This window comes from Streptomyces sp. ME02-8801-2C (assembly GCF_033793965.1).
In the GTDB taxonomy this organism is placed as follows: domain Bacteria; phylum Actinomycetota; class Actinomycetes; order Streptomycetales; family Streptomycetaceae; genus Streptomyces.
The window spans coordinates 60182-81329 of the sequence record NZ_JARAXP010000019.1 but is presented as its reverse complement, the minus strand read 5'-3'; the positions used below and the strand labels follow the sequence as shown (position 1 = coordinate 81329).

The 21148-nt window shown below is 71.0% G+C and carries 18 protein-coding genes; 7 read left to right on the top strand and 11 right to left on the bottom strand.

The window, feature by feature from the left end; all coding sequences use genetic code 11:
- Window positions 1-141 precede the first annotated feature (141 nt).
- From PV396_RS38400 to PV396_RS38380, 5 genes are all read right to left on the bottom strand, one after another.
- A complete protein-coding gene (locus tag PV396_RS38400; RefSeq protein WP_319212788.1) occupies window positions 142-1929 on the bottom strand; it encodes an amylo-alpha-1,6-glucosidase in 1788 nt (595 codons plus the stop codon).
- 85 nt (window positions 1930-2014) lie between these two features.
- Entirely contained in the window at window positions 2015-2851 is an 837-nt protein-coding gene (locus PV396_RS38395) for a carbohydrate ABC transporter permease (RefSeq protein WP_319212787.1), read from the bottom strand.
- Window positions 2848-3819: a sugar ABC transporter permease gene (locus PV396_RS38390; protein ID WP_319212785.1), complete on the bottom strand. Its 972-nt coding sequence runs from the start codon at window positions 3817-3819 to the stop codon at window positions 2848-2850. The genes PV396_RS38395 and PV396_RS38390 overlap by 4 nt, the downstream gene beginning before the upstream one ends.
- Window positions 3820-3839: 20 nt before the next feature.
- Window positions 3840-5087: an extracellular solute-binding protein gene (locus tag PV396_RS38385; RefSeq protein ID WP_319212783.1), complete on the bottom strand. Its 1248-nt coding sequence runs from the start codon at window positions 5085-5087 to the stop codon at window positions 3840-3842.
- A 161-nt stretch (window positions 5088-5248) separates the two neighbouring features.
- On the bottom strand, window positions 5249-6304 hold the full coding sequence (locus PV396_RS38380; RefSeq protein WP_319212782.1) for a LacI family DNA-binding transcriptional regulator: 1056 nt from the start codon (window positions 6302-6304) through the stop codon (window positions 5249-5251).
- 561 nt (window positions 6305-6865) lie between these two features.
- Between PV396_RS38380 and PV396_RS38375 the strand changes: the two genes are divergently transcribed.
- The 3 genes from PV396_RS38375 to PV396_RS38365 all read left to right on the top strand — a co-directional run bounded on the left by PV396_RS38375 (window position 6866) and on the right by PV396_RS38365 (window position 10174).
- A complete protein-coding gene (locus tag PV396_RS38375) occupies window positions 6866-8515 on the top strand; it encodes an aromatic amino acid ammonia-lyase (RefSeq protein ID WP_319212780.1) in 1650 nt (549 codons plus the stop codon).
- Complete coding sequence (locus PV396_RS38370) at window positions 8512-9465, top strand: MurR/RpiR family transcriptional regulator (protein WP_319212778.1); 954 nt, start codon at window positions 8512-8514, stop codon at window positions 9463-9465. Before PV396_RS38375 ends, PV396_RS38370 begins: the two co-directional genes overlap by 4 nt.
- Before the next feature lie 115 nt (window positions 9466-9580).
- Window positions 9581-10174 carry a hypothetical protein gene (locus tag PV396_RS38365; RefSeq protein WP_319212776.1) on the top strand — a complete coding sequence of 198 codons (594 nt, stop codon included), beginning with the start codon at window positions 9581-9583 and terminating at the stop codon, window positions 10172-10174.
- Between the two features lie 46 nt (window positions 10175-10220).
- Here PV396_RS38365 and PV396_RS38360 read toward each other — a convergent pair whose 3' ends face one another.
- The 5 genes from PV396_RS38360 to PV396_RS38340 all read right to left on the bottom strand — a co-directional run bounded on the left by PV396_RS38360 (window position 10221) and on the right by PV396_RS38340 (window position 14199).
- Window positions 10221-10595: a hypothetical protein gene (locus PV396_RS38360; RefSeq protein WP_319212774.1), complete on the bottom strand. Its 375-nt coding sequence runs from the start codon at window positions 10593-10595 to the stop codon at window positions 10221-10223.
- A gap of 26 nt (window positions 10596-10621) precedes the next feature.
- On the bottom strand, window positions 10622-11179 hold the full coding sequence (locus tag PV396_RS38355; RefSeq protein WP_319212772.1) for a roadblock/LC7 domain-containing protein: 558 nt from the start codon (window positions 11177-11179) through the stop codon (window positions 10622-10624).
- Between the two features lie 37 nt (window positions 11180-11216).
- Window positions 11217-12098 (bottom strand): transcriptional regulator, encoded by an 882-nt coding sequence (locus PV396_RS38350; protein ID WP_319212770.1) that lies wholly within the window; start codon window positions 12096-12098, stop codon window positions 11217-11219.
- On the bottom strand, window positions 12095-12532 hold the full coding sequence (locus tag PV396_RS38345; protein WP_319212768.1) for a hypothetical protein: 438 nt from the start codon (window positions 12530-12532) through the stop codon (window positions 12095-12097). Before PV396_RS38345 ends, PV396_RS38350 begins: the two co-directional genes overlap by 4 nt.
- A gap of 242 nt (window positions 12533-12774) precedes the next feature.
- Complete coding sequence (locus PV396_RS38340; protein ID WP_319212766.1) at window positions 12775-14199, bottom strand: diaminopimelate decarboxylase; 1425 nt, start codon at window positions 14197-14199, stop codon at window positions 12775-12777.
- Between the two features lie 159 nt (window positions 14200-14358).
- Here PV396_RS38340 and hutU point away from each other — a divergent pair, with 159 nt between their 5' ends.
- Genes hutU through hutI form a run of 4 tightly spaced genes read left to right on the top strand, consistent with a single transcriptional unit; the run spans window position 14359 to window position 20133 of the window.
- Window positions 14359-16038: a urocanate hydratase gene (gene hutU / locus PV396_RS38335; RefSeq protein ID WP_319212764.1), complete on the top strand. Its 1680-nt coding sequence runs from the start codon at window positions 14359-14361 to the stop codon at window positions 16036-16038.
- On the top strand, window positions 16035-17477 hold the full coding sequence (locus tag PV396_RS38330) for an allantoate amidohydrolase (protein ID WP_416071554.1): 1443 nt from the start codon (window positions 16035-16037) through the stop codon (window positions 17475-17477). Before hutU ends, PV396_RS38330 begins: the two co-directional genes overlap by 4 nt.
- Window positions 17474-18820, top strand: a complete 1347-nt coding sequence (locus PV396_RS38325; protein WP_319212759.1) for a formimidoylglutamate deiminase — start codon at window positions 17474-17476, stop codon at window positions 18818-18820. Before PV396_RS38330 ends, PV396_RS38325 begins: the two co-directional genes overlap by 4 nt.
- A 56-nt stretch (window positions 18821-18876) precedes the next feature.
- Window positions 18877-20133 (top strand): imidazolonepropionase, encoded by a 1257-nt coding sequence (hutI, locus tag PV396_RS38320; RefSeq protein ID WP_319212758.1) that lies wholly within the window; start codon window positions 18877-18879, stop codon window positions 20131-20133.
- 26 nt (window positions 20134-20159) lie between these two features.
- Here the strand turns inward: hutI and PV396_RS38315 are convergent, their stop codons facing one another.
- A complete protein-coding gene (locus PV396_RS38315) occupies window positions 20160-21050 on the bottom strand; it encodes a hypothetical protein (protein ID WP_319212756.1) in 891 nt (296 codons plus the stop codon).
- Between the last annotated feature and the right edge of the window lie 98 nt (window positions 21051-21148).

The following is a 21148-nucleotide window of genomic DNA, read 5'->3' as shown; positions in this document are numbered from 1 at the left end:
ACGTCCCTTCAGGGATGCGCCTGATGCGCCTGATGCGGCTGGTTGTTGCTGCGCCGGCCCCCGTGCCGGACGTTTGGGTGGTTGTCGCTCGCGGGGCGACCTGGGGATCGCCTGTGGCGCGGTTCGCGGGCGTCTCGCGGGTCAGGAGACGGGGGTGACGACGCCGTCGGCCCCCTCGTCCGCGTGGTGATGGTGCTCGTGGTGGCGGTGGTGGTGGTCGCGGGCGAGGAGGAGGTAACTGGCGGCGGTCCAGGTGTAGGCGCGGTCGCGGAGGCCGGTGCCGGTGAGGGCGTCGAAGTTTTCGGCGAAGCCGTGGGTTTCGCACAGGGTGCGGAAGCGGGTGCTGATGTCGTCGGCGAGGTGGTGGTGGCCGGCGCGGCGCAGGCCGTCTTCGATGAGGACGGTGGCGGGGGCCCAGATGGGGCCGCGCCAGTAGCCGTCAGGGAGGTAGTGGGGGGAGGTGGGGAGTTCGGTGGCGAGGCCGTGGGGGGTGAGGTGGGTTTGGATGCGGTCGGCGAGTGTGTTGCTGATGTGGGGTGGGAGGTGTTCGCCGAGGGTGATGGGCATGAGGTCCAGGAGGCTGGATGTGCTCCAGGTGTGTGAGGTGTGGACGCTTTGGGCCACGAACCGGTCGCCGGTCCAGAGCTGGTCGAGCAGGGCGGTTTGGGTTTCGGTGGCGGTTTGCTGCCAGCGGGCGGCGTCTTCCGTGTGCCCCAACTCGGTTGCGAGTTCGGCGAGTTGGTGGAGTTGGAGGGTGAGGAAGGCGGCGAGGTCGGCGGTGATGATGACGCGTTCGGGGTCGAAGGTGGTGGCGTTGTCCCAGCCGCTGTCGTTGCCGTGCTGGTAGTGGGGCAGGGCGTTGCCGGGGGCGCGGCGGGCGGTGAGCCAGAACTCGGTCCAGCGGGTCAGCCTGTCGTAGGTCTCGGTGAGTTCGGCCTGCCCTATCGGTGTGGGCAGGAGGCGGCGCAGGTGTGCGAGGGCCCAGCCGTGGATGGGGGGTTTGACGAAGTTGTGGAGGACTTCGGAGTGGGTGACGGAGTCGGGCAGGGCGCCGGTGGCGTCCTGGTGGTCGAAGGGGAGGTGGTATTGGTCCCAGGCGAGGTGGGGGTGGCCGGGGGCCAGGGCGAGGGCGTTGAAGCAGTGGTCCCAGCTCCAGACCTTGTCCATCCAGTGTTTGGACATGAGGACGCCGGGGCGGGTGAGCAGGCCTGCGGGGCGGACGGTGGCCGACCACAGGACGTAGGCGGCGAGTTCGGCGGCGGGGGTGTCGGGGGTGCGCCAGGGAGCGACCGCGTCGACGAAGTCCGCGAACGACTGCCGCGCGGCCTTCATGACCTCGCTGAACGGAGCCGCCGAAAGGAAGGGCACTCGCGCGCTGTCGAGTTCCTCGATCGCGACCTCCCACGATCCGTCGGCCTCAGCAGTGACCGTGAGACCGCGCTCGCCGGCACCCAGGGCCTGCGAACCGGACACATCGGCCACCGAACCGGACAGCACGGTGATCCGGTAGCGACGCCCGGTTTCGTAGGACGTGAACACATGCGCGCCGTCCACCGGGTCGCGATAGAAATAGGTCCCGCTGAAGGGGGTCAAGGCCGGAGCCGCGGCGCTGACACCGAACCCGAGACCGGTGCCGTTGACGCGTACGGTGTCCGGCGACTCGTAGGCGAGGTCGATGCGTCCCTCGTCGCCGGTCCAGGTGAGCAGGGCGGGTGTGGCCTCGATGTGGGTCGCGGCCCGCTCGCCCGTCGCCGGATCGAGGGGAAGCAGCCGCAGGACCGGGTGCATGCCGTTCTGGTGGGAGACGAGGTGGAGGTCCTGGGCGCGCGTCTTTTCCGCCAGCACGGGTGAGATGCCGAACCAGGATCCGTGGGTGCTGAAGGGGATGTCCTGGACGGAGAAGGTCGGGCCGGAGGGTGCGGCGGTCATGGCGGCGGTACTCGTTTCTCGGGCAGGGGTGGTCGGCCGTCCGGGGTGCGGACGGGCGGTGGGGACCAGGTAGGAGTGGGGGGATCTAGTCTTTGACGGCGCCGGCGGTGACGCCTGCGGCGACGTAGCGCTGGGCGAGGACGAGGATGACCGTGGCGGGCAGGGAGGCCACGACGGCGGTGGCCATGATGGCGTTCCACTGCTGGTTGTTGTTGCCGATGTAGTGGTAGATGCCCAGGGTGATCGGCTCGTGCGTGCCGCCGTTGACCAGCGTGCTGGCGAAGATGAAGTCGGACCAGGACCACAAAAACGCGAACAGGGACACCGTGACGATCGAGTTGCGGCTCATCGGCAGGACGATCGACCAGAACGTGCGCAGGGGCCGTGCTCCGTCCATCTGCGCGGCCTGGATGAGTTCACCCGGGATCGAGGTCATGAACGCGGTGAAGATGAGGACCGCGAAGGGGACGGCGAGGGTGGAGTCGGCGACGATCAGGCCGGGGAGGGACTGCAGGACGCCGAGTTGGAGGTAGATGGCGTAGAAGCCCATCGCCATGATGATGCCGGGGATCATCTGCGCGGCCAGCAGGAGGAAGCTGAGGATGCCGCCGCCGCGGGGGCGCAGCTTCGCCAGCGCGTATCCCGCGGGCGCGGCCAGCGCCACGGTCAGGGCGACGGTGCCCAGGGCGACGACGAGGCTGGTGGCGAGGTAGGGCAGCTGCTCGGTAAGGACGGTGCGGTAGCCGGCCAGCGTCCCGTTGACCGGGAACAGGTTGGGCGGGGACTTGCGCATGTCCTGGTCGCGGGTGAAGGACACATTCACCATCCAGTACACCGGGAACAGCATCACCCCAGTCAAAACGACCCCGATGACCGTCTTGCCCCAGGTTCGGCTTCGGGGGTTGAGGGTGGTTGCGGTCATGTCAGGGCCTGCTTTCGCTGGATGCGCAGGTAGATCAGGCCGAAGACGAGGGCGGCGACGACCAGGAGGTTGCCCACGGCCGCTCCGGGCCCGAAAGCCGGCAGGAGGCTGCCGAAGCCGAGCTGGTAGGACCAGGTCGCGAACGTGGTCGAGGAGTCGGCGGGTCCGCCCTTGGTCATGATCCAGATGATGTCGAAGACCTTCAGGGTGTACACCAGGCCGAGCAGGAGGGTGATCGCGGAGACCGGGCGCAGCAGGGGGAAGGTGATGGACCAAAAACGCCGCCAGGCGTTCGCCCCGTCGAGGGCGGCCGCTTCGTAGAGGCCGGCGGGGATGGACTGCAGGCCGCTGTAGAGGACGACCAGGTTGAAGGGGACACCGATCCAGATGTTCGCGATGATCACCGAGGCGAGGGACCAGGTGGGTGAGGTCAGCCAGTTCACCGGGCCGATGCCGACCGCGTTCAGGGTGGCGTTGACGATGCCGGAGTCGGAGTTGAGCATCCACGACCAGGTGGAGGCGGACACGATCAGCGGCAGCAGCCACGGCACCAGGAACAGCGCCCGCAGGGTGGCCGACAGCCGGAAGTGCTGGTGGAAGAAGACCGTGAGTGCCAGGCCGATCGCGTACTGGAAGAGCAGGCACACGGCGGTGAACACGGCGGTGTGCACGAGGGCCGGGGTGAAGGTCGGGTCGTCGAAGATTGTGCGGTAGTTGTCCAAACCGGTGAACGGGGCGTTGCCCTGGACGAAGGAGCGGACCGTGTAGTTGCGCAGGCTCAGATCGAGGTTGCGGTAGAGGGGATAGGCGTAGAAGACGGCGAGGTAGCAGGCGACCGGGGCGATGAACGCCAAGGCCGTCCACTGCGCAGAGGTCGCACGGCGTCGTCGCCGGGGCGGCGCGGTGGGGGCCGCGCCGCTGTCGCCGGCAACGGGCCGCTGATGCGGCGCGTGTGTGGTGTGACTCATCAACAGGCCCTGGCAGCTGGTTACTTGACGGCGGACTGGGCGGCCGTGAGCGCGTCCTTCGGGGAGGTGGAGCCGCTCAGCGCGGACTGGACCGCCTTCCACAACTGCTCAGAGATCTTGGGGTACTTGGTGCCCAGGTCGTCACTGGTACGGCCCTTGGCCGCCTTGACCGCGTCCACCCACGGCTTCAGCTGCGCGTTCGCGGCGACCTGCTGGTCCTGGACCTCGGCGGTCGGTGCGACATAGGAGAGCGTGGTGTCGGTGGCCAGGAGGTTCTGGCTGCTGGTCAGGCAGGACACGATCTTCTGCGAAGTCGCGTAACGGGCGGTGTCGTCCTGCACCGGCATCGTCACGAACTCCCCGCCCGTCGGGGCCGCCGCGTTACCGCCCGACGCGCCCGGGACCGGGATCACCCCGTACTCGAAACCGGCCTTCTCCGCGTTCGCCAGCTGCCAGGTCCCGTTCTCACTGAACGCGTACTCCCCCGACGCGAACTCCTGCCAACTCGTCGTCTGCGTGTTGTTGAGGACCGAGTTGGGCGCGTAACCCTTGTCCAGCCAGCCCTTCCACAACGCCAGCGCCGACACCGACTGCGGCGAATCCAGCGCGGTCAGCTTCGCCCCCGAACCCCAGAACCAGGGCAGGAACTGGAAACTGCCCTCCTCCGTGCCGATCGCCGAGAACGTGATGCCCTTCTTCCCCGCCTTCTTCACCTTCTCCAGCGCCGCCGTCAGCGACGCCCAGTCCTTCACCGACGCGATGTCGACACCGGCCTCCGCCAGGACCTTCTTGTTGTAGTAGAGGGCCAGGGTGTTGGCGCCGATCGGCGTGCCGTACGTCTTGCCGCCCGACTGACCCGCCGCCAGCAGGTTCGGATCCACCATGGACGTGTCCAGCTTGCTGTCGTCGGTCGTCGTGAGCACGCCCGCCTCGGCCAGCGTCGAGACCACCGGGTTGTCCACGATCAGCACATCCGGGGAATTGCCCTGCTGAGCCGCCAGCAGCGTCTTGTTCGCCAGGTCCCCCGTGTCGAACCCGGTCCGCTTGACCTTCACCCCGGCCTTCGTACCGCAGTCCTCCAGCAGCTTCACCCACGCCGACCCCTTCGCGAACTGCGGGTAGGGGTCCCAGATCGAGTACGTACCACCGGCGGCGGCCTTCGTGTCCGAACTGCCCGAGCCGGACGAACAGGCAGTGGCGCTCACAGCGACGGCCAGAGCGGTCACAGCGGCGGCGGTCAGACGGCGCTGTCTGGTGGATCGGTTCATGGCGTGTTCCTCATGGTTTTTGGCACGGGGGTGCCCAGGGATCGGCACAGGTGTGCCTGGGAGGGGTGAACGAGGGCCGCTGGGGCTCGCCGAATTCGTACGGCGAGGTGCCGGCCGGCCGGTATGGGGTGCGGAGGGTGAAGCGGTGGGGCGGGCGGCGCTCAGGGGTGCGTGGGGGCGCCGAAGTCAGGGGAGAGGTCGGTCGGGGTGGTGCCGGGGGGTGCGGTGCTCGCGCGCAACGAGATCGGCGGAGCGAGCAGATGATGCCGGGCAGGTGTGCCGGGGTGGTCGAGCCGCTGGACGAGCAGGTCGACGGCGAGTCGGCCCATCTCCTCCGCCGGTACGTCCGCCGCGGTGAGCTGCGGGGTCACCGTCTCCGCCCACCGGCCGGCCACCACTCCGGTGACGGAGAAGTCGCGCGGCACATGGCGGCCGGCCTGAGCCAGCCCCCGATAGAGGCCGCCGATCGCCGCCTCGTTCAGCGTGACCAGGGCGGTGGTGGCCGGGTCGTCGAGCAGGATCCGTTCCAGGCAGGCCAGACCCGATGCGGCGTCGTCCCCGCAGCAGTACGTCCGGACGGTGAGACCGCGTTCCGCCGCGGCCTTGGTGAACCCGTCCAGCCCGCGCTGGGCCGACTCGTAGCCGGCTCGCAGGAGCTGCTCGGGACGGTTGACGAAGGCGATCCTGCGGTGACCCAGATCAGCGAGGTGGTGCACACAGGCCGAGGCCAGTGCGGTGTGGTCGAGGCCCACCCACCAACCGCCCTCGGGGTGGGCGGTCCGGCCGATGGCTACGGAGGGGAAGTCCACCGCCGCCAGGTGGTCGAGCCGGTCGTCCTGCAGCCGGATCTCCATCAGGATCGCGCCGTCGACCCGCCTCTCGCCCAGCAGCCGCTGGAACGAGCGGTCGCTGTCCACACCACTCGGTGACAACAGCACGTCGTAGTCGTGGGCGGCGGCGGCCTCGGTGACGCTGCCGATGAAGTCCAGCTGCATGCCGGTGTAGTGGTTGCCGGCCGGCGGGAAGACCAGACCGATGGTGTTGGTCCGGCCGTTGGCCAGGGCTCGCGCACTCGCGTTGGGCTGGTAGCCCAGCTCGTCGATGACCCGCTGGATCTTCTGGCGGGTGTCCTCGGACACGGGCCGTTTCCCGCTCAGGGCGTACGACACGGTGCTCCGCGAGACACCGGCACGTTGGGCGATCTCACCGATGTTCACGAGACCTCCTTGGCGAGATGGATCGAGTCGGTTCGAGATTCCGGAGACGGGATCGTGCGGATCTCGATCGTCGAACCGGTTCGCGTGAAGTGAAGGTAGGAGCAACCCGGACAGGTGTCAACGCCTCATGTCGAATTTCTCGTAACGGCCCGGAAACGTCAGCCGCGCGGCGGGGTGGTGTCTGGGCTGCTGGGGAGGTGTCTGACGGGCCAGCAGGTCAATAGCGAGGCGGGATGGCGAGGAGGGGGTCTCGTCCTGGCTGGGTGACTGGGAGTGTGTGGTCGGTGGGATTGGTGTCACGGGTATTTGCTGGCCGATTCTGCGGTGCTAGCGTCCTCGAACCGGTTCGCTGAGGTGTCACTTCCCGTGCTTCGCCTGTGCGTTCCGCCCGCAGGTGGGCGCACCGGATCCCGGGCTCCCTTGCCGGTCCTGTATAGCCTCATGCAGAGTTCTCCATGTCTGAATGGACACCAATGCCCTGGTGGCAGGCCGGGATGGCGGATGTCCGGCAAGCAGGATCGGATGCCTGCTTGGCGTTCAGCTGAGGGGAGTGTGCGCCTTATGTCGTCTCGGATCGTCGACGCGTCGCCGTCACCGGTGTCGTCGCCGTCACCGGTGTCGGTGGCGGGGTCGGGGCCGGTGTCGGGGCCGGTGGCCTCCGTCGGCATCGTCGTGCTGGACGGCGTAGGACTCGGCATCGACGACGTCGTACGCCTCGCCGACGGGACCGCGCGGCCGGTGCCCGGCACCGACGCGATGAAGCGGGTCGAGGAGGTCTGGGACGCCGCGCGCCGGATCGCCGCGACCGGGCGTGTGTACGGCCGGTCGACCGGCGTGGGCGCCAACCGCAACGAGGACGTCCCGACCGAGGCCGCCGCCGACCACGGGATGCGTCTGCTGCGCAGCCACGCGGGCGCCATAGGGGCGGAGCTGTCGGCCCGGCAGGTACGGGCGATGCTCGCCGTCCGCGCCAACCAGCTCCTGGCCGGAGGCGCCGGACTCCGCCCCGGGGTCGTCACCGCCCTGTGCGAGGCGCTGGAGAACGGGGCGCACCCCGTGATCAACGAGTTCGGTTCGGTGGGCACCGGCGACATCGCCCCGCTGGCGCAGCTGGGACTGGCGCTGGCGGGAGAGCACGAGTGGATCTCGTCGGTGACGGCCACCCAGGCCGAGGAAGGGGCGGAGGCAGCAGCCCGGGTCGGCCCATCGGGCCCCCGGGGACGCCGCGTCCCCGGTTCCCCCGCACCCCAGGCCCTCGACAACAACGACGCCCTCGCCCTGATCAGCAGCAACGCGCTCACGCTCGGGCAGTCCGCGCTCGCCCTGCACGAGCTGCGCGGGCTCATCGCCGCCACTCAGGTCGTCGCCGCCCTCTCGTTGCTCGCCGTCGACGGGTCGCACGAGGCGTACGCCGCTCCCGTGCATGCCGCCCGGCCGCACCGCGGCTCTGTCGAAGTCGCCCGTCGCATGCGGGAGTTGATCGGTTCCGCCGACCGGCCCACCCCTCCCCTCGGGCGTATCCAGGACCCGTACGGCTTCCGGTGTCTGCCGCAGATCCACGGGCCCGCTCACGACGCGGCGGACGCGCTCGAAGGCGTGCTCCGGATCGAGATCAACGCCGCCGCCGAGAACCCGCTCATCTCCCCCGAGGACCTGGCCGCCTACCACCACGGCGGCTTCTACCAGGCCCAACTGGCCCTCGCCCTCGACCACTTCAGACTGGCCGTCACCCAGGTGGCACGGCTGTCCACCTCACGCCTGTCCACCCTCAACGAGCCCGCCTTCACCCGGCTGCGCCCCTTCCTCGCCGACCACGAGCCCGCCGCCTCCGGGGTGATGATCCTGGAGTACGCCGCCGGCGCCGCCCTCGGTGACCTGCGCGCCTTCTCCGCGCCCGCCTCGCTCGGGCACGCTGTACTCTCCCGGGGCGTCGAGGAACAGGCCAGCTTCGCCTCGCTCGCCGCCCGCCAGACACTGCGCGCCTGCGACGCGTACCGTCTCGTCGTCGGCTGTGAACTGGTCGCCGCCGTACGGGCGCTGCGCCAGCGCGATCTTCGGCCCGACCCGGAACTGCCGGTCGGCCGGGCGCTGGAGCTGGCCGAGTCGGTCCTCGACGCCGACTCGACCGACCGGCCGCTCACGGACGACGTGACGGCGGCGACGGCACTGCTGGACCGGTTCACGGACATCTGGAGGGGGAGCGGGGCATGAGCACGCCGAGTACGGACGGCAGCGGGGGCACGGGCACAGGCATGGCCACGGGCACGGGTACAGGCACGGGTACGGAGGGGCAGGGGCAAGGGGTGGTGGGCTCGGGTGGGCAGCTGCCCGACAGTCCCGCCGCCCGGCTCCAGGCTCTCTTCGAAGGGCACCGGCTCACCCCGACGCAGCGGCGCATCGCGCACAGCATGGTGCGCCGGGCCGCCGAGGTGCCCTTCCTCTCCAGCGTGGAACTGGCCGAACTGGCCGGAGTCAGCCAGCCCTCCGTCACCCGCTTCGCCGTCGCCCTCGGCTTCGACGGCTACCCGGCCCTGCGCAAACACCTGCGCGAGGTCGCTCCCGCCGAACAGAGCGCCGAGCCGGGCTCGTACAACGAGTACCAGCAGGCCGTCGAGGCCGAGATCGAGAACCTGCGACACCTGGCCGAGGTCCTCGCCGACCCGCGCCCGGTGCACCGGGCGGGCCGGCTGCTCGCCGCGTCCCGGCCCCTGCCCGTCCTCGGGCTGCGTGCCGCCGCCTCCCAGGCGTACGGCTTCGCGTACTTCGCCGCCAAGGTCCACCCGGACGTACGGCTGCTCCACGAGGGCGGCACGATGATCCACGACCGGATCGACGCCGCCGTACGGGCGGGCGCCACAACCCTGCTGTGCTTCGCGCTGCCCCGGCATCCGCGCGAGGTCGTCGACACCCTCGCCTACGCCAAGTCGGCGGGGCTGACCGTCGTCACCGTCGCCGACTCGGCGTTCGCGCCGGTCGCGAAGGTCTCCGACCTGCTGCTGCCCGCCGCCGTCGGCACCGGCCTCGCCTTCGACACCGCCTGCGCGCCGATGCTGCTCGGCCGGGTACTGCTCGAGGCCATGTGCGACGACCTGTCGGACGCCCAGGCCCGCCTGGAGGAGTTCGACGCGCGAGCGGCGGCCCGGGGACTGTTCGTCGAGTAGGCCCCGCCGGGACTCGCACTCCCCTCGCGGCTCTCAGACTCGTCTCACGTTCGCTCGCTAGCCTCCCGCTCCGACAGGACAGGACTGTGCCGGAGAGACGAACCGGGAGGCGGACGTGGCACACGGAGTTCGCGGAGGGCAGGGCCTCGCTCGGGTGGCCGTGGTCGTACGGGCCGGAGCGGCGCCCCTGTGGTGGCTCGGGGTGTTCGCGGCGGGCGTCGGCGTACTGGTGCCGGGGATCACCGGGCGCCGGATCGGGGTCATGGCGGGGGCCGCCCTGTTCATCGTCATGTGCGCCGGCGTGGCGTGTCTGCGGCGCGGACGCTACACCGGGCTCGCCGCAGGCGCAGCCCGGGCCGGCAGACACGACGTGCTCCAGGACCGTGCGGTGACCGTGCGCAACTGGCGCCGGGGCCACCGCTGGTGGCTGCTGCTCGCCTTCGCCGCCGCGCTGGGCAGTTCCTTCGCGGTGCCCGCGGCGGGCGGAATGCTGCTCGCCGGGGCGGGCACCGGGCTGCGGCTCAAGGCCGCCTGGCTGGGCCGGCGCGAGCGCGCCGACGACGTACTGCTGTGGGTACGGGTGGACTGGCTCGGCCCCCGCTCCGGGGCCCCGGCCGGCAAGCCCGTCAAGGCCTACCGTGCCACCGGCATCGCCGCGGGCGACGCGACCCCGGGCGGGGCGCGCCGCCGCGGCGACGTACTGGTCTGAGCCCTGTCGGTCCCGTCCCGGCCAGGGCCTTTCGGTCCCGTCCGGCTCAGACCTCGATCTCCGCCTCGATCCTCTTCAGCTGGTGGCGGGCCATCGCCAGGTTGGAACGGTTCATGTCGAGCACCAGGTAGAGGAAGAGGCCGTTGCCGCCGCGCCCCTTCATCATCCGGATGAGGTGGTACTGGCTGGAGAGCGTGATCAGGATGTCCTCGATCTCGCCCTTCAGGCCGAGGTGCTCCATCGTCCGCATCTTGGCGCGGACGACATCGGTGTTGCCGGCGGCGGCGACGTTCAGGTCGAACGTCTTGCTGCCGCCCATCGTGCCCAGGGCCATGCCGCTGGTGTAGTCGACGAGTGCGACTCCGGTCGCTCCCTCGATGGAGGTCAGCGCCTCTTTGAGCGCGGTCTCGGTGTTGGCCATGACGGTGGTCCTCTCCTGCTTCCGGTTCAACTATCAGTGGTGGTACGCGCGTTGGGCGTGGTTGTCGGTGTGCGTGGCGCGCGCGGGGTTCTGGTTCGGGTGGGCATGGGGGGAGGGGTGGGAGTGGGGGTGGTTGTCGGGGCGGGAGCGGTTGTCGGGGGCGGGGCGATGGCCGGCCTTGCCCGTGCGGGTGGCTGCTCCGCCTCCGTCTCGGCCTCCGCGTCGACCAGTTCGCCGATGCGCAGGCCCGCCCGGCGGCCCTCCAGGTGCAGCCGGCCGACGTTGACGCGGTCCTGGGCGAGCAGCGTCAGAACGGCGGTACGGCCCGCCGCATACGTCGCCACATAGCCGTAGACCCCGCGCACCAGCAGCTCGCGGAAGTCGCCCTGGCCGGTCGCGTCCGCCATCCGTACCGCGACACTGAGCGCGGTGGCGGTGAGCGCCGCGACCGTCTCCGGTTCGACTCCGGGGGTGTCCTGGACCAGGACGAGACCGTCGACGCTGGCCGCGAGCGCGCCGGTGAGCTGCGGCACGCGGGCCCGCAGCCGACGGAGTTCGTCCATGACTTCGGCCTCGGCCGCCATGAGTGTCGGTCTCCTCTCGGCACGCGGGCGCTGCCGTTCAAAGGGCCTCCAGCGCATCCCTGAGCCTCTTCAGCAGCGTGATGTTGGGGTCGGCGAACGACGGCGGCAGCGTTCCGGGGGGAGCCGGGGGTGCCTGGGGAGCGGCGGACACGGGTGGTGGAGGCGAGGGGTCGGGAAGCGGCGCGGGAGCCGCCGCCGGGGCTATGACTCCGGCCGCTGCCAGGCGCCGGATGTCCACCAGGGCGTGGAAGGTCGGGCGGGCCAGCGCCAGCGCGATGTCCGCCGCCGTACGGACACCGTCGACCAGGGCCAGTACGGCGTGCTGGCGGGCGGAGACCGACGGCGCGGCCGGGCTGCCTGAGTGCAGCAGCGGGGCACTGTCGGGGGCCGGGTCGGGCCAGATGCGGTGCAGCAGGGCGCGCCGGCGCAGGGTCTCGTGCTCGACCGCCGCCACCGGCACCGGGCGCACCGGGCCGAGCCAGTGCGTGTCCCCGTACCGGAAGTGCCCCGGCGTGACGCTGGGCGCGAGGGCGAAGTACGCCGCGTCGTACAGCGCCCCCAGGTGGCACACCTCCAGGGCACCCGCGCCGATCCGGCCGCTCTCCACCAGGAACCGCCCGACCCGGTTGCGCCCGCCGGCCGCGCCCACCGCGTCCCGCCAGCCCTGCGCGTCCAGCGTGCCGCGCGCGGTGAGGAGTACGTCGAGACCCGGGACCGCCGGGCTGTCGGCGTGCACCACCTGGCCGTCGGCGAGGTAGAGCGAGCCGCACTCGCGGACCAGGACGCCCGTGGCCCGTTCGCCGGCGAGCCGGGCGAGCATCGGCGAGACCCCGCCCCACGCCCGCTGCCGGGTCGCCGCCTTGTCCCGCACCGGCAGGCGCGGCGGCGGGGTGGTCAGATTCGTGTGCAGCGTCGTCATCCCAGCACCAGCCGCCCCGCCATCTCGCCGAGCCGGATACGGGCCAGCGCGAGGTTGCCCTCCGCGCGGGCCAGCCACAGGTGCAGGAACACACTGCTGTCGAAGCTCGTCGTGACGAACCGCAGGACGTGGTAGCTGTCCCGGTTGCTGATGATCAGATCCTCGACCGGAGGGTCCTGGCCGGGCCGGCCCCCGGTGAACCCGCCCGCGCCGGCGTCTGCGTTCGCGTCGTCGTCCTCCTCCGGGGCGAACGAGCGGTGTTCGGCCGCCAGCCGGGCCAGCTCGGCCGCCTCGGCCGCCATCGTCTCCGGATCACCGCCCGGGGACTCCCCGACGGTGCCCAGTGCCAGCCCGCTGGTCCAGTCCACCAGCGCGGCGCCCCGGGCACCGGGCAGCCGCATGGCTTCCAGTAAGCACTCGTCGATTCCGGGCACCCTTGGCCCCTCCTGCCTGTCCCGTTCGCGTCTGTCCGGCCGGTGTTCGGTCACTCCGCCTGGCGTTCGGCCGACGGATGTTCGGCCAACCTGATGTTCGGCTGAGTGACACAGACGCTACGCAACGTGTGCATGAGGAGTGAGAGTTCTGGCATTTTCCGGTGGAACATGCGCCGGATGACTAAGGTGGGTCGACTGAGCCTGTTTTCAGGGCAGTTGACCTGCATGTTCCCCCGAGTCCGTCAAGGGCGTGCTGACGGGGAGGCGGTCGCGGAGAGGGTGGTGAGTGCGGCGGCGTGCGCCCCTCCGGATTCGGCCACGATCTCGGCGACGGTCTGCGGCTCCCGCACGACGGCGAAGGTGACGCCCCCGGCCGCACTGTCCCTGCGGTCACCGCCGTCACCGCCGTCACCGCCGTCGCCGCCTCCGGCTGGCACGAAGCCGTAGATCCCAGGCCGGGCAAGGGAGTTGTACGCGTAGTGGTGCGCGAAGTAGTACGCGCCCGTGTCCAGCGCCGCCACGTAGTCGCCCTGTTCGAGCAGCGGCAGCGCGCGCCCCTCGGCGAGCAGGTCGCCCGAGAAGCAGGCGGGTCCGGCCACGTCCTGCACCACGTCCGCCCCGGACTTGGGGCGCCCCTTCCCGTCGTACGCGGCGATCCTGAGCGGCCACGACCCCGGCGCGTACACCGTCCGCGTCGCGACCTGTACGCCCGCGTGCGTGACCGCGACCGGCCGCCCGCCGGCGCTCTTCGCGTACTCGACGCGCGCCACCACCGTGCCGTGCTTGGCCAGCAGTGACCGCCCGAACTCGGTCACCAGCCCGTACCGCCCCTCGAACAGCCCCGGCACCGCCTCGAGCAGCAGCCGCGCGTACTGCGCGTACGTCGGCGTCGTCGCGTCCGACGCGAAGTTGACCGGCAGCCCGCCGCCGATGTCGATCGTGTCGATCTGCCGCCGCCCGATGCGCCGGTTGATCTCCTCGGCGAGCGCGTACGTCTCCGCCACGCCCCGCACCATCAGCGACAGTGGGATGCCCTGCGAACCGGTGTGCGCGTGCAGCCTGGTCAGCCACGGGCGCCCGGCGTACGCCCCCACGATCCATTCGCGCGCCCCTTCGTCCAGCAGTGCGACCCCGAACTTCGAGGTCGCGGTGGCGGTGGACGTGGCCCCGATCGTCCCTCCGCCGATCTGCGGGTTCACCCGGATCCCGATCGGGGACCGGCTGGTCGCGGACCTCATCAGCGCGTCGATCCGGTCAAGCTCCTGCGGATTGTCGGCGTTCACGGCGATGTCCAGGGCCAGCGCCTCACGCAGCTCGGCCGGTGTCTTGGCGGGTGAGTCGAGCACCGTCCGGTGCGGCGGCACGCCCGCCGCGCGTGCCAGTGCCAGTTCCCCCGGGCTCGCCACCTCGGCCCCGAGTCCCTCCTCGCGCAGCAGCCGCAGTACGGGCACCAGCGGGGTCGCCTTCACCGCGAAGGCGTGCAGCACGGGCGTGCCGGGCGCCATGACCGCCTCGAAGGCGGCGCGCAGCTCGGCGGCGGACTCGCGGATGCCGGTGACGTCGAGCAGCCCGACGATGGGTGCGCCGGCGTTGAGCAGTCCCTGCTCGACGGCGGCTCGTACGGCCTCGTCCCGGCGGGCCGTCCGGCTGGGTCCGTGCTGTTCCATGGCGTCCCCCGTGGTGGTGATGTGATGCCGACGCTGTCAAGCCAAACATCCGCGGCGCGTGTATGCCGAAGCGAGAAGGTATTGACTAGTTCTATTCAGGAAGTCAGGATGTGAATATCCACTGCAACAGTCCGCTGTCAGTCCGCTGGGAGGCAGACCATGTCAGGACCCCGCCCCGTACGAGCCCCGCGCGGTACGGAACTGAGTGCCCTGGGATGGCAGCAGGAGGCCGCCCTCCGGATGCTCCAGAACAACCTGGACCCGGAGGTCGCCGAGCACCCCGACAAGCTGGTCGTCTACGGCGGCACCGGCAAGGCCGCCCGTGACTGGCGCTCCTTCGACGCCATGGTCCGCACCCTGCGCACGCTGAAGCAGGACGAGACGATGCTCGTCCAGTCGGGCCGCCCGGTCGGTGTCATGCAGACCCACGAGTGGGCCCCGCGTGTCCTGATCGCCAACTCCAATCTGGTCGGCGACTGGGCCAACTGGGAGGAGTTCCGCCGTCTGGAGCAGCTGGGTCTGACCATGTACGGGCAGATGACGGCCGGGTCGTGGATCTACATCGGCACCCAGGGCATCCTCCAGGGCACCTATGAGACGTTCGCCGCCGTCGCCGCGAAGAAGTTCGGCGGCACCCTCGCCGGGACGATCACCCTCACCGCTGGCCTCGGCGGGATGGGCGGCGCCCAGCCGCTCGCGGTCACGATGAACGACGGCGTCGCGATCTGTATCGACGTCGACCCGCGTGCCATCGAGCGCCGTATCGAGCACCGGTACCTCGATGTCAAGGCCGACTCCCTGGAGCATGCCCTCCGGCTCGCCGTGGAGGCGCGGGACGCCCGCCGCCCGCTCTCCATCGGCCTGCTGGGCAACGCGGCCGAGCTGCTCCCGCGCATGCTCGCCGAGGGCGCCCCCATCGACATCGTCACCGACCAGACCTCGGCCCACGACCCGCTGTCCTACCTGCCGGTCGGCGTCGACTTCGACGACCTGGCAACCTACGCGGCGAAGGACCCGGCCGGCTTCACGACCCGGGCGCGCGAGTCGATGGCCCGGCACGTGGAGGCGATGGTCGGCTTCATGGACGCCGGTGCGGAGGTCTTCGACTACGGCAACTCGATCCGGGGTGAGGCCCAACTCGCCGGATACGAGCGGGCGTTCGCCTTCCCCGGCTTCGTCCCCGCGTACATCCGTCCTCTCTTCTGCGAGGGCAGGGGCCCCTTCCGCTGGGCGGCCCTGTCGGGCGAGGCGTCCGACATCGCGAAGACGGACAAGGCGATGCTGGAGCTGTTCCCGGAGGCTGAGTCCATTCAAAACGCGTCGCTGCACCGCTGGATCAAGATGGCTGGGGAGCGGGTCCACTTCCAGGGGCTGCCGGCCCGGATCTGCTGGCTCGGCTACGGCGAGCGGGACCGGGCGGGCGAGCGGTTCAACGACATGGTGGCGAGCGGGGAGCTGGCCGCGCCGCTGGTGATCGGCCGCGACCACCTGGACAGCGGGTCGGTCGCGTCTCCCTACCGGGAGACCGAGGCGATGCTGGACGGGTCCGACGCGATCGCCGACTGGCCGCTGCTGAACGCGATGGTGAATGTCGCCTCCGGCGCGTCCTGGGTGTCCATTCACCACGGGGGCGGGGTCGGGATGGGGCGGTCGATCCACGCGGGGCAGGTTTCGGTGGCCGACGGGACGAAGCTGGCGGGGGAGAAGATCCGGCGGGTGCTGACGAACGACCCCGGGATGGGGGTGATCCGGCATGTCGACGCCGGGTACGACATCGCGGAGTCGGTCGCCGACGAGCGGGGCGTGCGGGTGCCCATGCGTGAGGGGGGCTCCGCGTGAGGGACGGTCACGCTTCGGCGGGGTCGGGCGGGTCGTTGCCGCCTGCGGGTCCGGCTGTGCCCACCCTCCCCCACTCTCAACTTCGTTCGAGCGGGGGGACCCCCATCGCCCTGCGGAACGACTGCCCACAGCCTGGCGAGCCTGGTGGGGTGGCTGTCCAGGGCCCACAGCCTGGCGGGCCTGGTGGGGTGGCTGGCCTTGGTCTGCAGACCCGTGGCGGTTCCTCCTTTCATGCCATGTGGCGGGAGCTTGCCCCCATTGGGCGGCATCCCGACTCTCACGGGTATCGGCGTTACGCCTGGACCGGCGTCGATCTCGAGTGCCGGGCCTGGTTCAAGGAGCAGGCCGAGGCTCGGGGGCTTGCCCACGAGGTCGATCGGAACGGGAATCAGTGGGCCTGGCTGGGGGATCCCGCTGCCGGGGATGCCGTTGTCACCGGGTCGCATCTTGATTCCGTGCCCGATGGCGGGGCCTTCGACGGGCCCCTCGGTGTGGTCTCCTCCTTCGCTGCTCTTGATGAACTGAGGGGGCGCGGGGTGCAGTTCCGCAAACCGCTCGCCATCGTCAACTTCGGCGACGAGGAAGGTGCCCGGTTCGGGCTGGCCTGTGTCGGGTCGCGGCTCACCGCAGGTGCCGTCACCGTCGAGCAGGCCCGGCTGCTGACCGACGGGGACGGGGTGACACTGCCCAGGGCCATGGAGGCCGCCGGGTACGACCCGGACGCCATCGGGCCCGACCCCGAGCGGCTCGCCCGTATCGGTGCCTTCGTCGAACTGCACGTCGAGCAGGGCAGGGCGCTCGATCTCAGCGGCGACCGGGTCGGCATCGCCAGCGCCATCTGGCCGCACGGACGCTGGAGGTTCGATTTCCGGGGCGAGGCCAACCACGCCGGTACGACACGGCTCGTCGACCGGCGTGACCCCATGCTGTCCTACGCCGAGACCGTCCTCGCCGCCCGACGCGAGGCGCAACTCGCCGGTGCCGTCGCCACCTTCGGGAAGATCAGCGTCGAGCCCAACGGGGTCAACGCCATCCCCTCCCTCGTACGCGGCTGGCTCGACTCCCGCGCCGCCGACCAGCACGCCCTGGACACCGTCGTCTCCGGCGTCGAGAAGGCCGCCCGCGAGTACGCCGAGGCGCACGGCATCGAACTCGACTTCGTCCGCGAGTCGTTCACCCCCGTCGTCGAGTTCGACCACGCCCTGCGCGACGAACTCGCCCGCGTCCTCGGGAAGGACACCGGCCTCACCGTCCCCGTCCTCGGCACCGGGGCCGGACACGACGCAGGGATCCTCTCCGGGAGCATCCCGACCGCCATGCTGTTCGTGCGCAACCCCACGGGCGTCTCGCACTCCCCGGCGGAGTACGCCGCCGAGGACGACTGCGTGGCCGGGGTGATCGCACTCGCCGACGTACTGGAAGGGCTGGCCTGCACGTGACGCACCCCGGAGCACGGACGTACTGGCTGGAGCACGCCTGGCTCGACACCAACGTCGAGCCGGGTGTCGCCCTGGAGGTCGAGGGCGGTCGGATCGTCGCCGTCCGGACGGGCGTCGAGATCCCGCCCCCCGGCGCCGAGATCCTGCGCGGACTCACCCTGCCCGGGCTCGCCAACGCTCACAGCCACGCCTTCCACCGCGCCCTGCGCGGCACCGTCCAGGTCGGCAGCGGCACCTTCTGGACCTGGCGCGAGATCATGTACTCCTTCGCCGACCGACTGACCCCGGACAGCTACCACGCCCTCGCGCGTGCCGTGTACGCCGAGATGGCCCTCGCCGGCATCACCGCCGTCGGCGAGTTCCACTACGTCCACCACGCCCCCGGCGGCACCCCCTACACCGACCCCAACGCCATGGGCGAGGCCCTCGTCGCCGCCGCCTCCGATGCCGGGATCCGCATCACCATCCTCGACACCGCCTATCTCTCCTCAGGCTTCGGCCAGGCCCCCAACCGCCACCAGCTCCGCTTCTCCGACGGCACGGCCGACGCCTGGGCGGAACGCTGTTCAGTTCTCAAGGAACGGGATCACGCGCGGATCGGCGCCGCCATCCACTCCGTACGGGCCGTGCCCGCACGCCAGTTGGCGACCGTGGCCCGCTGGGCCGAGGAACGGCGGGCCCCCCTCCATGTGCATCTGTCCGAGCAGACGGCGGAGAACGACGCCTGCCAGGCCGCCCACGGCTGCACCCCCACTCGCCTGCTCGCCGACCACGGGGTCCTCGGCCCCCGCACCACCGGCGTCCACAGCACCCACCTCACCGACGACGACATCGCGCTCCTCGGCCACAGCGGCACCGGCACCTGTATGTGCCCCACCACCGAACGCGACCTCGCCGACGGCATCGGCCCCGCCGTGGCCCTGCAGCGCGCGGGCTCACCGCTCTCGCTCGGCTCCGACAGCCACGCCGTCATCGACCTCCTCGAAGAGGCGCGCGCCCTGGAGCTGAACGAGCGGCTGCGCACCCGCACCCGGGGCCACTGGACCGCAGCGGCCCTGCTCCGGGCGGCCTCCGCCGACGGACACGCGGCCCTCGGCTGGGACGACGCCGGCGTTCTGGAGGCGGGTGCGCTCGCAGACTTCACGACGATCGCGCTCGACTCGGTCAGAACTGCGGGGCCGGTGCCTCGCCTGGGAGCCGAGACGGCGGTATTCGCAGCGTCGGCAGCGGATGTGCGTCATACGGTCGTGGGCGGCCGGCACGTCGTGCGCGACGGGGCGCACACCCTGGTACCCGAGGTGCCGCAGGCGCTTGCGGCCGCCGTCGAAGCCCTGCGCGGCTGAACCCCGTACGCCCGCCGGTACGGCCCCCCACCCGGCCCGCCACCCACGAGGACGCCATGAACAGCACCAGCACGCCGAACAGTCCGAGCAGCCCGAACCGGACGAAGAGCGCTATCGGCAGCACGACCGACACCACCACCGGCACGACGACTGTCATCACGAACATCGGCAGCCTGGTCACCAACGACCCCTCCCTCGGCGACGGTTCTCCTCTTGGGCTGGTCCTGGACGCGGCCGTCGTCATAGAGGGCGAACGCGTCGTCTGGACCGGTGAGAACAGCAAAGCACCCGCCACTGACAATCGGGTCGACGCCGGTGGCCGGGCCGTCCTGCCGGGCTTCGTCGACTCCCACTCGCACCTCGTCTTCGCGGGCGACCGGACGCAGGAGTTCAACGCCCGCATGTCGGGGCGCGGCTACACGGCAGGGGGCATCCGTACGACCGTCGCCGCCACCCGCGCCGCCACGGACGCGGAACTCGAGGCCAACCTCACCCGTTACCTCCGCGAGGCCCTGCACCAGGGCACGACAACCTTCGAGACCAAGTCGGGGTACGGCCTGACCGTCGAGGACGAGGCCCGCGCCCTGCGCATCGCCGCCGCCCACACCGACGAGGTCACCTACCTCGGCGCCCACATCGTGTCCCCGGACTACGCCGACGACCCGGCCGCCTATGTCGCCCTGGTCACCGGCGAGATGCTCGACGCCTGTGCCCCGCACGCCCGTTGGATCGACGTCTTCTGCGAGAAGGGCGCCTTCGACGGCGACCAGGCGCGCGCGATCCTCACGGCCGGCCAGGCGAAGGGGCTGCACCCGCGCGTCCACGCCAACCAGCTCTCGTACGGGCCCGGCGTGCAACTGGCCGTCGAACTCGACGCCGCCAGCGCCGACCACTGCACCCACCTCACCGCCGCCGACGTGGACGCCCTCGCGAACAGCCGTACGGTCGCGACCCTGCTGCCCGGCGCCGAGTTCTCCACCCGCGCCCAGTGGCCGGACGCCCGCCGCCTCCTCGACGCGGGCGTCACGGTCGCACTGTCCACGGACTGCAATCCGGGGTCGTCCTTCACCTCCTCCGTGCCCTTCTGCGTCGCACTGGCCGTACGGGACATGGGCATGACCCCGGACGAGGCGGTCTGGTCGGCCACGGCGGGGGGCGCACAGGCGCTGCGCCGCACCGACGTAGGCCGCCTCACGCCCGGGGCGCACGCCGACCTGACGCTCCTGGACGCCCCGAGCCACGTCCACCTGGCCTACCGGCCGGGCGTTCCGCTGGTCAGCGGGGTGTGGCGGCGGGGCGTACGGATCGTCTGAGTGCTCGGACCCTCTGGATCACCTGCTCAGAGGCCGTAGCGGTTCTTCATGTGGCGCCAGAAGTCGCGGAGCATCCACTTGTCGAACTCGGTGATCTGGGTCGCGCTGCCCGCGTTCATGATGAAGCAGCACTGCCCGGTGGGGGTCCAGTCGTAGAAGTCGTCGAGCCCGAACGTGTGGCCGACCTCGTGCAGATAGATGTGGATGTTCTCCTGGTCCAGCGTGCTGGTGAAGTACTCCTGGCCGACCCGCTGGCCCCAGTCACCACCTGCGCCGCCCTGGAAGCCCTTCGTCAGCCACAGCGACTGGTCGTAGTGGCGGGACGCGCCGCCCGGGCACCTGGAGTAGTTGCCGTCCTGGTGGAAGAAGCGGCCGCAGTCGGGGGCGCACTGCGGGGAGCCGCCGCCGTCGAGGTTTCCGGCGTAGATGTCGACGGAGTTGTCCGTCCACTGGAGGGTCGAGCGGTTCTTCACGGCCCAGCCGACGATGTTGACCGGGACGCTGGTGTACGGCCAGGCGTTGTGCCCCCTGCCGTTGTCGACCATGGCCGCCATCCACTTGGCGAACTGCTTCTTCAGCGCGGCGTGGATCCGGTCGCGCAGGGCGGTGCTGACGGGCGCGTCCGACTCCCAGCGGACGCAGTAGTTGACGCTTCCCCGGTTGGCCATGACCTGGTCCCAGCCGTAGTTGCGGAAGCCGTAGAGGTTCCCGTACGTCGACTCGACGTGGTTCCAGACCTGGTTCAGGGGCTGTACGAGGTTCGCGGGCGGGTTCCAGTCGTCGGCGGCCTGCGCCTGTGCCCGGGTCTCGGCCGCCGTCACGGCGGGAGCGGCGAACGCCGCGGGCAGACCGGGCGCGGCGATCAGCGCGGCCAGCGCCGCGAGGACGGCCAGCAGTCGTGCGAGGTGTTTGCGCATCGGTGAACTCCCTTTGTGGGGAACGGGATTCACCCTCGGGTCGCCACCGGCCGCGCACGGGGTTGCCCGGGTGCGCGCGGCAGCATTTCACTCCGCTT